The following is a 12,123-nucleotide window of genomic DNA, read 5'->3' as shown; positions in this document are numbered from 1 at the left end:
AGAGGCTTTTTTTATACTTGTAGAAGTTTATGAATTTGTGCGTATTGCAAAAGCATAATGGTTTTACCATCACAAATTTGCTTGTTATTTACCATTTCTAAAGCTTCGCTAAACGAAACTTCGAGTACTTCAATATTTTCTTGTTCGTCGTCTAATCCACCTCCTTCGCTTACACGCATTTCATCTGTGTATTCTGCTATGAATAAATAAACAATTTCGGTGACTGCACCAGGAGACATATAGGCTTCCAATACACGTTCAATACTTTTTACGCGATACCCAGATTCTTCTTCGGCTTCTTTTTTAGCACATACCTCCGGTTCATCTCCGTCTAACAATCCTGCACAAACTTCAATACTCATACCATCTTCATTTCCGTTTAAATAAGTTGGCATCCTAAATTGTCTAGTCAATATAACAGAGTTCTTTTCTTTATTATATAATAAAATGGCTGCCCCATTTCCTCGGTCATAAGATTCGCGATGTTGTAGTTGCCATTCTCCATGATCACTTAAATATTCAAAAGATACTTTGTCGAGTTTGTACCAATTATCTGAAAGTAATTTCGTGCGAATATTTCGTACTCTTGGGTTCATAAAAAAAGTGGTTTAAAGTGCCAAAAATACACTAAAAACCACTTTTGTAAAACTTATTAATAGGTAATAAAAATATTATTACATATAATCTTCAATTGGATTACAAGAACAAACTAAGTTTCTATCTCCATAAGCATCATTTACTCTTCTTACAGTAGGCCAATACTTACTCTCTCTAATATAATCAAGAGGGAAAGCGGCTTCTTGTCTTGAATAACTAAAAGGCCATTCATCAGCTGTAACCATTGCCTCAGTATGCGGTGCATTTTTCAATACTGATTCTTCAGGATTATAGTTGTCAATTTCTTTCTTAATAGAAATCATTGCTGCAATAAAACGATCTAATTCTCCTTTATTTTCACTTTCAGTAGGTTCAATCATTAATGTACCTGCAACTGGAAATGAAAGCGTAGGAGCGTGGAAGCCATAATCCATTAATCTTTTAGCTATATCAACTACTTCGACACCTTTTTCTTTAAACTCTCTAAAATCTATAATCATCTCATGAGCAGCTCTTCCTTTTTCTCCTGCATATAAGATTGAGTAATGCTCTTCTAAACAGGATTTTAAGTAATTAGCATTAACAATGGCAATTTTAGTAGAATGTGTTAATCCTTCAGCACCTAATAATTTAATATAAGCGTAAGAAATAATATCAACTAAAGCAGATCCCCAAGGAGCTGATGATACTGCTGTAATTGCTTGTTCACCACCAGTCTTTATAACTGGATTAGATGGTAAAAATGCCGCTAAATGTGCAGCAACACAGATTGGTCCAACACCTGGTCCTCCACCACCATGAGGAATTGCGAATGTTTTATGAAGGTTCAAGTGACAAACATCTGCTCCAATTGTTGCAGGATTTGTCAAACCAACTTGTGCATTCATATTTGCACCGTCCATATATACTTGACCACCATTGGTATGCACAATCTCTGTAATTTTTCTAATCGCAGATTCGAAAACCCCGTGCGTTGATGGATATGTCACCATCAATGCAGCTAAATTGTCTTTGTGTAATTCTGCTTTTTCACGTAAATCGTCAACGTCTATATTTCCGTTTTCAAGCGATTTCGTTACTACTACTTTCATACCTGCCATTACCGCTGAAGCTGGGTTTGTACCGTGAGCAGAAGAAGGGATTAAGCAAATGTTTCTATGGTGATCACCTCTAGAGTGATGATATGCTCTAATAGTTAATAATCCAGCATATTCACCTTGTGCACCAGAATTTGGTTGTAACGAAGTTGCCGCAAAACCAGTAATTTCATTAAGTGCCTCTTCTAATCCTTTAAATAACTCCTGATATCCCTGTGCTTGACCAACAGGTACAAAAGGATGGATGTTATTCCAAGATCCATAACTAAGAGGCAACATTTCAGAAGCTGCATTTAATTTCATAGTACAGGATCCAAGAGAGATCATAGAATCAGTTAAAGAAATGTCTTTACGCTCTAATCTTTTGATATAACGCATCATTTCAGTTTCTGAATGATATGAGTTAAACACTTCATGTGTCATGTACGTTGAACTTCTCTCTAAGGATTCTGGAATAATTGTAGCGCTATTAATAACTAAGTCTATTGTATTTTTAACTTCGGCTTCGCAAAGTACTTTAATGATTTTTTCAACATCACTTTGCGTCGTAGTTTCATTAATTGAAATTCCGATTGTTGCTTTATCAATAATCAAGAAATTAATTTCATTTGCTTCTGCTGCAGATTGCACACTAAAAGCATTATCCACTTTTACTTTAATGGTATCAAAATAAATGTCGTTTTCTTGTTTAAAGCCTAATTCGGTTAATGTAGCAGATAGTGATTTAGCAAAACCATGAATTTTACTAGCTATATATTTTAACCCATGCGGGCCGTGATACACAGCATACATTCCAGCCATAACTGCCAGTAGAACTTGAGCAGTACAAATATTTGATGTTGCTTTTTCACGCTTAATGTGTTGTTCTCTGGTTTGTAAAGCCATACGCAATGCTCGATTATCATCAGCATCAACCGTTACTCCAATTATACGACCCGGGATGGATCTTTTGTATGTTTGAGATGTAGCAAAATAACCTGCATGAGGGCCTCCATAACCTAATGGAATACCAAAACGCTGTGTAGTTCCAACAGCAACATCAGCACCCATTTCAGAAGGGTTTTTAAGTAAAGTTAAACTTAATAAATCTGCTGCAACAACAACTTTTGTTTCATTTGCATGAGCAGCTGTTATAAACTCAGTGTAATCAACTACGGCACCATATTTACCGGGGTATTGAAGAATAGCTCCAAAAATAGATTCATTTAACTCTAATGATTCATGATTGCCAATTTGTAACTCTATCTCTAAAGGAGTTGCGCGAGTTTTTAAAATATCAATAGTTTGGGGTAGTACATCTTCTGAAACAAAAAACACATTGGCATCTGCTTTTTTCTGAGCTCTAGATCTGTTGTTGTGCAACATAATCATGGCTTCTGCAGCAGCAGTACCTTCATCTAGTAAAGATGCATTTACCATATCAAATCCAGTTAAATCGCCAATCATGGTTTGGTAATTTAAAAGAGCTTCTAATCTGCCTTGTGAAATTTCGGCTTGATAAGGTGTGTAAGAAGTGTACCAACTCGGATTTTCAAAAATATTCCGCTGAATTACGGGAGGTGTAATCGCTGCATGATATCCCAATCCAATATAGGTTGCAAACTGCTTGTTTTTTGCAGCTAAACCTTTAATGTGAGTTACAAACTCAGACTCATCTAAAGCAGCCGGCAAGTTCAATGGTTTATCAAGTAAAATATCATCAGGAATGGTCTGATAAATCAATTCCTCAATAGAGTTAACACCTATTTTTTGTAACATTTCTGTGACTTCAGACCCACGTGGTCCAACATGTCTTAAAACGAAAGAATCTGTTCTCATTTATAACTACATAATTTGATGCGCAAAATTACTCATTTTTCATAAAAGGATGCTTCATTAGTCGTTAAGAATTGTCAGATTTTCAAAACGGATAAAAAAGTATGAGTTGAGAATAAAAATGAATTTATTACAAATGAAAAGAACGCCTTTTTAAGGCGTTCTTTTACCCCCCCTAAGTATAGTTTTTGCAAACTATAATTATGTACATTAATGTCACTGATTCTCGCGTTGAGATTCCATTGTTTGGCTCAAATATCTTGTGGGGATTAGCATTACGGCATGAAGCAACGATATGTCATAGTATTTTTAGCAAAAGAGTCTAGGAGATTTTTTAGTTGATATAGATTCTAATGCTTTTGAAAGTATTTATATAAGAACGTTGATTAATTTTTTAACAAATTACGGTAACAATCTCATAATTTACAACTTTAAATAGGGTGGTTTTTCCTACCCATATAGTAAAACATATTTTTTTGTGTCTTTACCCTACATACAAATAAATAGAAAGGACGAAAAATAAATGTCGTCCCTTCTCCCCCTATTCATAGTCTTTTAAGTAAGACCATTAAATTATTTTTTTTAGTAGTTTGAAATGTTAAAAGAAATCATTGGTTAGTTATAAATATGCATTTAACAATTTTGAATTTATAACAAAAATGATAACTAATTATCTATATAAAAATTTTTTAGTGGGTAGTTTTCCCTACCCATTGCATACTAGTTTATGATATAAGTTGATTTTGGTGATTTTTTGAAGGATTCAGATTTTAAATTTTAACCAACTTTTTGGAAAAAACACCTTTATCCGTTTGAATGGAAATAATGTATAATCCTGAAGCAATATTATCCATATCAAAAAACAATTCTTTAGTTGTTCCAATTTTTCTCCCTAATTGATTGTGAATTTCTAATAATTTATATTCTAAACTAGGAGCAACTTGAATTTTGAATGAACTTTTTGTTGGATTAGGGTAGATTTTGGTTTGATTAATTTCAAAATCCTGAACACTTAATTGAAGTGCTGCACAGTCATCACTAAAAACGATACCTCCATCAAATATTGAATTGGAAGGTGGGACACCATCAACATCAACATCTACACAACCTAATAAGTTGTTATTGTTCGCGATTGTAAAGCTCATATTGTGATTATTTCCGTTTTGTAGATTTAGAGATTCTAAATCATTGCTAATCAAAAATAAACTGTGTAAACTTGAATTTGAAGAAACATTTAAGGTTTCAAGATCATTACTGCTACAGTATAATTCTTCTAAAAGTAAATTTTGGGAAACATCTAATGAAGATATATTGTTTCCTGAACAATCCAAATATCTTAAGGCTGTATTTTGAGTTACATCTAAATCAGTCAGATTGTTGTTTTGACATAATAGAACTTCCAAATTTGTAAAATATTCTAACCCTTCCAAATTGTCTATATTTCTGTAGGCTATGGAAAGAGTAGTGATAGAACTAATTGAAGCAGTAGATACGTAATCATCTAAAGTTGTATCATAACCTAAATCAATAAGTGACTGTTCAAAATTGTTGTCTGGGATAAAGATAGTTTGGCTGTAAGTGGCAATAAAACATAAGCCAATTACAAAAAGGGTTAGCGTTTTCATTTTCAAAGCATTTTTGTTGATTATAAACAAACATAACAATTAAAATGCACAAAATCAAGTTTTTAGGTTGGAGCTTCCTACTTTGTTATGTTGTGAATAATAAAGCAGAGAAGTTGTTTGATACCCTTAATGCATATAACTTTTTAGTTTTTCTGTTGTTTCTTTTCTATTGTGGACTCCTAATTTCTTGTAAATATTTTTAATATGATATTTTACTGTATTAGGAGAAATAAATAGTTGCTGAGCTATGTCATTATTTGTGTAACCATCTAATATTCTCTCTAAAATTTCAATTTCTCTTATTGTGAAAATATCGTTGCTAAATTTATTCACTTTTAATAAAAAGTAGAGTGGATTGCTATCAGGAGTATTTTTTTGTGTTTCAATTTGAGATTTCTTGATATATGATTTTAATTCTAAGATGATATCACGTTGTTTTTGAGAAATAATATCCATTCTGTAGGTAATTGCATAGGTGAAAATTAGCATATCAAAGCCCCCCCCAATTTTTAATGTTAATCCATCGGCACTCACAGGAAACCACCCGTAATTATAAGAAAAGGTTAGGTAAAATGCAGAAACTAATAAAACCATATAACCTAAAACATAAAATTTAGCATAGCTAATTTTACTAATGAGTTTAATAGCTAAAACCCAAACTGCTGTAAAACACACCATATCAATAAAATCAATCATACCAAAAAAGAATTGATTTTTGGTAACCATATATAGAATTGCAACTGCACTAACAGATGCAATACATACATATGCAAACTTTTTAAACTGTGGGTAATGCGTATTTAAATCTAGAAATTTATAAGAAAAAAGTAGCATAGTAATTTGCATTGCTACGTGATTAAAAGCTTCAATATTTAAATATGGTATACCTCTAAAGTAGCCATCATAAGTAAGTGAAGTAATGTTGTATGAAAGAAGAAATAAAGTGTAATAAAGATATACCTTATCAGAAAACCGAACATAGAAAAATAAATTAAATACAATTACAGCGAATAAAAATCCATAGTAAAGAGATTCAATAATTTTTTCTTTTTCTCGAGACACGTAGTAATCGTTTTCAAGTTCAATAGATATTGGAAAGTTGGGCTCTTTTTCAAATGTTGTTTGGAGATAATATGTATTAGTAGTTTTTGGATCTATTTCCAATAGAAAACTTGGAAAACGGTTACCCTTTACGTGTGGTAAATTATTACTATACGCCCTACTTTTATCTAAAAGCTCAAGAACAGATTCTTTTTTTGTGTATAAATGCACCCACCCGATGTTATGCGTTGGAACCCTTAATACATATTGAGCATATTCTGAAGAAGTATTATTTACTTTTAATTTTAACCAATATGAACCACTTTTAGTGCCAAAATGATTGTTTTTTGGCATTTCCTTAAAAGAAGCATTTAATATTTCCTTAGCAATATCTGCAGAAGCTTCTAGTTGAATAGCTTCAAGAGTATAAATTTTATTTTGACATTTTATTGATTGACAAGACAAAAGCCAAACAATCACAGAAAAACAGCATTTTATGGTCAAATTTCGCATTTTATGAGCGAATAGTATTAAAATTATATTAAGGTGTCTTAATGATTGCCAACTTAATACTTTTTGGGAGGCTGAGAAAATTTGAGTTTGAAAAATATAAATTTAGAACATAGTATTAGTTTAATTTACCTTTAACTAGTTAAATTTGATTTATGCTTTTAAAACGCTTTTTTAATTTTTATTTGTTTAGTAACATTCATGTGGCATTAGGAGTGTATTGTTTTTGTTTGATAACCCTAACTAATTTCGGTTTTACTCATAATGTAGTTGCTACTTTCTCTTTTTTTTCAACTGTATTTGGTTATAATTTAATAAGATTTACAAGTCAACCAACTAAAGATTCTTGGATCTATCCTTGGTATGCTCGTCATAAAAAACTGTTAGTGGCAATCACAATTATAACTGCGCTTATTGCTGCTTACCTTTCTTTTAAGTTGCACTATAAAGTGCTGTTATATATAACTCCGCTAGCATTTATCACTATTTTTTATGGAGTTAAAATTCCTTGGCTTAAAAAAGGATTGCGTTACATACCCGGGATTAAAATATTCGCAATAGCCGTTGTGTTTTCTGGTGTAACAGTAATTTTGCCTCTTGTTCAGGGGCAAGCTGAATTAACACTTGAGATATGGTGGTACTTCTTACAACGCCTAATTTTTGTCATATTAATAACATTACCATTTGATTTGCGCGATCTAAATACTGATGGAGGGGGTCTGAAAACAATACCGCAACAATTTGGAGTTTTTGTTACAAAAATTATAGGTTGTTTTTTGGCGCTAGCAATTGTTTTGATTGAATTGTATTTTCTAAATAATTCTTTGGTGAACATGGTTAGTTTATTAATTATCAACTCCTTGTCTTTAATTTTTTTATTGTTCGCAACTACTAAACAATCTAAATATTACAGTGCCTTCTTTATAGAAACGATTCCAATTTTTTGGTACCTTCTTTTATTGATTTTTAATCTGTAAATTTGGTGATGTACAAGAATCTACTATGAATTTACTCGAAAAAGCGCGTTCATTTGACGCCAATGATTCACTCAAGAAATATCGCGAAAAATTTCATATTCCAACAGACCAATCTGGAAAACCTTGGTTGTATTTCTGCGGTAATTCTTTAGGACTACAACCAAAAACAACAGCAGATTACTTAAATCAAGAATTAAAGGATTGGGCCAATTTAGGTGTTGAAGGCCATTTTGAAGGTAATACACCTTGGATGCCTTATCACGAATTTTTGACAGACGCTATGGCAACTGTTGTTGGAGCAAAATCTTCGGAGGTAGTTGTTATGAATACCTTAACCACCAATTTGCATTTGGCAATGGTTTCATTTTACAATCCTGTTGGAAGGAGAAAGAAGATTATTATTGAGAATGATGCGTTTCCTTCAGATAGGTATGCGGTTGCATCGCAAATTAAATTTCATGGAGGAGACCCGAATTCAGATTTATTAGTTTGGAAACCGAGAGAAGGAGAGGAGTTATTGCATTTAGAAGATTTAGAAGCCTTGTTAATTACTCATAAAGATGAGGTAGCTTTGTTAATGATTGGTGGTGTAAATTATTACACAGGTCAATTCTTCGATTTAGAAAAAATAGCAGATATTGGTCACCGTCATAATGCTATGGTAGGTATTGATTTAGCACATGGTGTTGGTAATATTCAGCCAAATTTGCATACTTCAAATGTGGATTTTGCAGTTTGGTGTACCTATAAATATTTAAATAGTGGCCCAGGAAGTTTAGGGGGATTGTTTGTTCATGAAAACCATGCTGAAGATAAAAATCTAAAGAGATTTGCTGGTTGGTGGGGACATAATAAAGAAACACGATTTAACATGCGTCATGACTTTGATCCAATTATTGGAGCAGAAGGATGGCAATTGAGCAATCCTCCAATATTATCTATGGCAGCTATTAAAGCATCGTTAGATATTTTTACTGAAGTAGGTATGGAGAGACTTAGAGAAAAGTCGATAGCATTAACTGGTTTCTTAGAAGAATTGGTTAACGAACTTGGAGAAGAGGTAATTAAAATAATAACACCAAAAAATCCGAGCGAGCGAGGTTGCCAATTATCTATACAGGTCAAGAATGCAAATAAGAAATTACATGAGAACTTGTCTAAAAGAAATGTGATATCAGATTGGAGAGAACCAGATGTTATTCGCGTAGCTCCAACACCTTTATATAATACATTTGAAGAGGTGTATCAGTTTGTTGAAATATTAAGAGATGAAATTGGGAACCTATAATAAGTATGAATAAATCAGAGAAAATACTCATAATTGGTGCAGGACTTTGCGGTTCTTTATTGGCTTTAAGATTGGCTCAGAGAGGATATGACATTCAATTGAGAGAGTCGAGACCAGATTTAAGAAAACATTCTATTAGTGCTGGTAGATCTATTAATTTGGCTTTTTCTAATAGAGGTATGAAAGCACTTGAAATGGCAGGTGTACTAGACAAAGTAATGCATTTATGTATTCCTATGCATGGGAGAATGGTTCATACATTAGAACAATCTTCTTTTATGGCGCCATATAGTGGTAGATCTGATGAATATATCAACTCTATATCAAGAGGTGAGTTAAATGGTGTTCTGTTAACAGAAGTAGAAAAATATGACAACGTTGAGGTGATATTTGAGAGTCCTTGTAGCTCTTATGACCAAGTTTCAAGTGTTGCCACATTTAGTACCAAAGATGGTGTCGAAATTGTGAATGCAGATATTGTTATTGGAGCTGATGGTGCTGGTTCTGTTGTTCGCAATTCAATTATTGATAAAGAAGAAGTTTCAGTTTCATTTTTGGATCATGGATATAAGGAACTTAGAATTCCACCATCGGAAAATGGAGGGTTTAGAACCGAACAGCATGCACTTCATATTTGGCCAAGAGGTCAATATATGTTAATAGCGCTACCTAATCTTGATGGGAGCTTTACAGTTACCTTATTTCTTGAAAATAAAGGAGCAATCAATAGCTTTGAATATCTAAATTCCGAAATTCGTATTCGGCAATTTTTTGAAGAGCAGTTTCCAGATGCCTTAGAATTAATGCCAAATTTGATTGAAGAATTTAAAGAAAACCCTGTGGGCTTATTAGGTACAGTAAAAAGTAATTCATGGGTTCATGGTTCAACGTTGCTAATAGGAGATGCCGCCCATGCTATTGTACCTTTTTACGGGCAAGGAATGAATGCATCTTTTGAAGACGTTTTAGTACTTGATAAATTTATAGACAAGTACAATGGTGATTGGGAAACTATTTTTGCAGCCTACGCACAAGAAAGAAAACAAGATGCGGATGCAATTGCAGATTTGGCTGTAGAAAATTTTTATGAAATGCGAGATCATGTTGCAAATCCTGATTTCAAGAGAAAACGCGCTATAGAATTAGAGTTAGAGAAATCTCACAACTATTATTCTAAATATTCTATGGTAACATTTAGAGAAGATATTCCTTATGCGGTTGCTAAAGCACAAGGCAATTATCAAGATAAAGTATTGCTAGATCTTATTAGAAATGGTCAGATCAATGCAATGTCAAACGAAGAAATTCTATCCAAAGTTCAGAATTATGAGCACGAATAAAGTAACACCAAGAGGAGCTTATCCACTCGTTAAAAGGGTGGGAGATTTTATCTATGTTTCAGGTACCTCTTCAAGAAGACCAGATAATTCTATTGCAGGAGTTGAGGTTTTAGACGAAATGAATACCAAGGTTTTAAGCATAGAAAAACAAACCAAAGCTGTACTTCAGAATATAGATAATTTACTAAAGAATGTAGATGCTGATTTGAGTGATGTTGTAGATGTTACTACGTTTTTGGTGAATATGAATGATTTTGCTGGTTATAATAAAGTATATGGTACGTTTTTTAATAAAGAGGATGGACCAACTAGAACTACAGTGGCAGTGCATCAACTACCACATCCAGATTTGTTAATAGAAATTAAAGTAGTTGCATACAAACCATTATGAAAATTTTAAATTACATAAATGGTGGTTTTCTTGAACCACAAGGTAATGAGTGGATTGATAATATTTGTCCAGCCGATGGAACAATATATAGTGCCATAGCAAGATCAAATAAAGAAGATGTGAGGTTGGCGTATGATGCGGCTTCCGAAGCATTTAAAACTTGGTCTCAAACAACGGTTAATAAAAGAGCTGAAATTTTATTGAACATTGCATCAATAATTGAGTCTAAAATAGAAGAGTTGGCCGCAGCAGAAAGTAAAGATAATGGCAAGCCAATTAGTTTGGCTAGAAGTGTTGATATTCCACGTGCAGCTTCAAATTTTAGATTTTTCGCCCATGCCATAACTCAATTTGCAAGTGAGTCTCATGAAAGTTCAGGTTTAAAGGCTATTAATTATACTTTGCGTAAACCTATTGGAGTGGTTGGATGTATTTCACCATGGAACCTACCGTTATATTTATTCACTTGGAAAATTGCACCTGCAATTGCAGCAGGTAATTGTGTAATTTCGAAACCTAGTGAGGTAACACCATTTACAGCTTTTCTTTTAGCTGAAATTTGTGAAGAGGCTGGATTGCCTAAAGGAGTATTAAATATAGTGCATGGGTACGGGCATGAAGTGGGAGAGGCTATTGTAGAACACCCTCAGGTAAAGGCAATTTCTTTTACTGGCGGAACTAAAACAGGAGGCGCCATTGCTAAGATTGCTGCTCCCATGTTTAAGAAATTGTCGTTAGAATTAGGAGGTAAAAACCCAAATATTGTTTTCGCAGACTGCGATTATGAAGAAATGATGACAACCACATTGCGATCTTCTTTTGCTAATCAAGGACAAATTTGTCTATGTGGTAGCCGTATTTTTGTAGAATCAAGTATTTATGAGCTATTTAAGACTGATTTTGTTCAAAGAGTTAAAAAATTAGATGTCGGTCATCCATCTGAAGAATCTTCCAATCTAGGTGCTTTGGTTTCTGAACAACATTTAGAAAAGGTGTTACAATACATTGAAACTGCACAAAAAGAAGGTGCTAAGATACTTACGGGAGGGAGTAGAATAGTTGTAGAATATTTTGAAAATGGATATTATATGGAGCCAACTGTTTTAGAGGTAGATTCAAATAATTGTACCATTAATCAAGAAGAAGTTTTTGGGCCAGTTGTGAGTATTATGCCTTTTGATTCAGAAGAAGAGGTTTTACAAATGGCAAATGATTCAAACTATGGATTAGCTTCTATGCTTTGGACAAGTGATTTAAATCGAACGATGCGAATGACCGCAAATCTTGAAAGTGGAATTGTTTGGGTAAACACATGGATGCAACGTGATTTGCGCACACCATTTGGTGGAATGAAAAACTCTGGAGTTGGTAGAGAAGGAGGATTTGAAGCACTTCGGTTTTTTACAGAACAAAAAAATATATGTATAAAGTATTCTTAATAG

General features: G+C 33.2%; 9 protein-coding genes. 5 read left to right on the top strand and 4 right to left on the bottom strand.

The window, feature by feature from the left end; genetic code table 11:
• Positions 1-11: 11 nt before the first annotated feature.
• The 4 genes from nudK to ACYQ5R_RS01125 all read right to left on the bottom strand — a co-directional run bounded on the left by nudK (position 12) and on the right by ACYQ5R_RS01125 (position 6,655).
• On the bottom strand, positions 12-596 hold the full coding sequence (gene nudK, locus ACYQ5R_RS01140) for a GDP-mannose pyrophosphatase NudK (RefSeq protein ID WP_460189066.1): 585 nt from the start codon (positions 594-596) through the stop codon (positions 12-14).
• Between the two features lie 78 nt (positions 597-674).
• Positions 675-3,512, bottom strand: coding sequence for an aminomethyl-transferring glycine dehydrogenase (gene gcvP / locus ACYQ5R_RS01135; RefSeq protein WP_460189065.1), 2,838 nt, complete (start codon positions 3,510-3,512; stop codon positions 675-677).
• A gap of 767 nt (positions 3,513-4,279) precedes the next feature.
• Positions 4,280-5,134 (bottom strand): T9SS type A sorting domain-containing protein, encoded by an 855-nt coding sequence (locus ACYQ5R_RS01130; protein WP_460189064.1) that lies wholly within the window; start codon positions 5,132-5,134, stop codon positions 4,280-4,282.
• Between the two features lie 126 nt (positions 5,135-5,260).
• Positions 5,261-6,655 (bottom strand): 7TM diverse intracellular signaling domain-containing protein, encoded by a 1,395-nt coding sequence (locus tag ACYQ5R_RS01125; protein WP_460189063.1) that lies wholly within the window; start codon positions 6,653-6,655, stop codon positions 5,261-5,263.
• Positions 6,656-6,840: 185 nt separating this feature from the next.
• On the opposite strand from ACYQ5R_RS01125, the gene ACYQ5R_RS01120 reads away from it, so the two are divergent.
• Genes ACYQ5R_RS01120 through ACYQ5R_RS01100 form a run of 5 tightly spaced genes read left to right on the top strand, consistent with a single transcriptional unit; the run spans position 6,841 to position 12,120 of the window.
• Positions 6,841-7,662: a UbiA prenyltransferase family protein gene (locus ACYQ5R_RS01120; RefSeq protein WP_460189062.1), complete on the top strand. Its 822-nt coding sequence runs from the start codon at positions 6,841-6,843 to the stop codon at positions 7,660-7,662.
• 25 nt (positions 7,663-7,687) lie between these two features.
• The gene (gene kynU / locus ACYQ5R_RS01115; RefSeq protein WP_460189061.1) at positions 7,688-8,950 is read left to right on the top strand and encodes a kynureninase; all 1,263 of its coding nucleotides are present in this window, start codon (positions 7,688-7,690) and stop codon (positions 8,948-8,950) included.
• A 5-nt stretch (positions 8,951-8,955) separates the two neighbouring features.
• Positions 8,956-10,290, top strand: a complete 1,335-nt coding sequence (locus tag ACYQ5R_RS01110; RefSeq protein ID WP_460189060.1) for an FAD-dependent oxidoreductase — start codon at positions 8,956-8,958, stop codon at positions 10,288-10,290.
• Positions 10,277-10,681 (top strand): RidA family protein, encoded by a 405-nt coding sequence (locus ACYQ5R_RS01105; RefSeq protein ID WP_460189059.1) that lies wholly within the window; start codon positions 10,277-10,279, stop codon positions 10,679-10,681. The genes ACYQ5R_RS01110 and ACYQ5R_RS01105 overlap by 14 nt, the downstream gene beginning before the upstream one ends.
• Positions 10,678-12,120: an aldehyde dehydrogenase gene (locus ACYQ5R_RS01100; RefSeq protein ID WP_460189058.1), complete on the top strand. Its 1,443-nt coding sequence runs from the start codon at positions 10,678-10,680 to the stop codon at positions 12,118-12,120. Before ACYQ5R_RS01105 ends, ACYQ5R_RS01100 begins: the two co-directional genes overlap by 4 nt.
• Positions 12,121-12,123: the final 3 nt, after the last annotated feature.

Source organism: Urechidicola sp. KH5 (assembly GCF_054661455.1).
The sequence above is the reverse complement of the archived record's forward strand: the minus strand, read 5'-3'. Positions and strand labels throughout refer to the sequence as shown.

Bases quoted from the DNA above. Each gene is read 5' to 3' on its own strand.
- ACYQ5R_RS01130 (WP_460189064.1), bottom strand. From the start codon at position 5,134: ATGAAAACGCTAACCCTTTTTGTAATTGGCTTATGTTTTATTGCCACT.
- gcvP (WP_460189065.1), bottom strand. From the start codon at position 3,512: ATGAGAACAGATTCTTTCGTTTTAAGACATGTTGGACCACGTGGGTCT.
- nudK (WP_460189066.1), bottom strand. From the start codon at position 596: ATGAACCCAAGAGTACGAAATATTCGCACGAAATTACTTTCAGATAAT.
- kynU (WP_460189061.1), top strand. From the start codon at position 7,688: ATGAATTTACTCGAAAAAGCGCGTTCATTTGACGCCAATGATTCACTC.
- ACYQ5R_RS01105 (WP_460189059.1), top strand. From the start codon at position 10,277: ATGAGCACGAATAAAGTAACACCAAGAGGAGCTTATCCACTCGTTAAA.
- ACYQ5R_RS01120 (WP_460189062.1), top strand. From the start codon at position 6,841: ATGCTTTTAAAACGCTTTTTTAATTTTTATTTGTTTAGTAACATTCAT.
- ACYQ5R_RS01110 (WP_460189060.1), top strand. From the start codon at position 8,956: ATGAATAAATCAGAGAAAATACTCATAATTGGTGCAGGACTTTGCGGT.
- ACYQ5R_RS01100 (WP_460189058.1), top strand. From the start codon at position 10,678: ATGAAAATTTTAAATTACATAAATGGTGGTTTTCTTGAACCACAAGGT.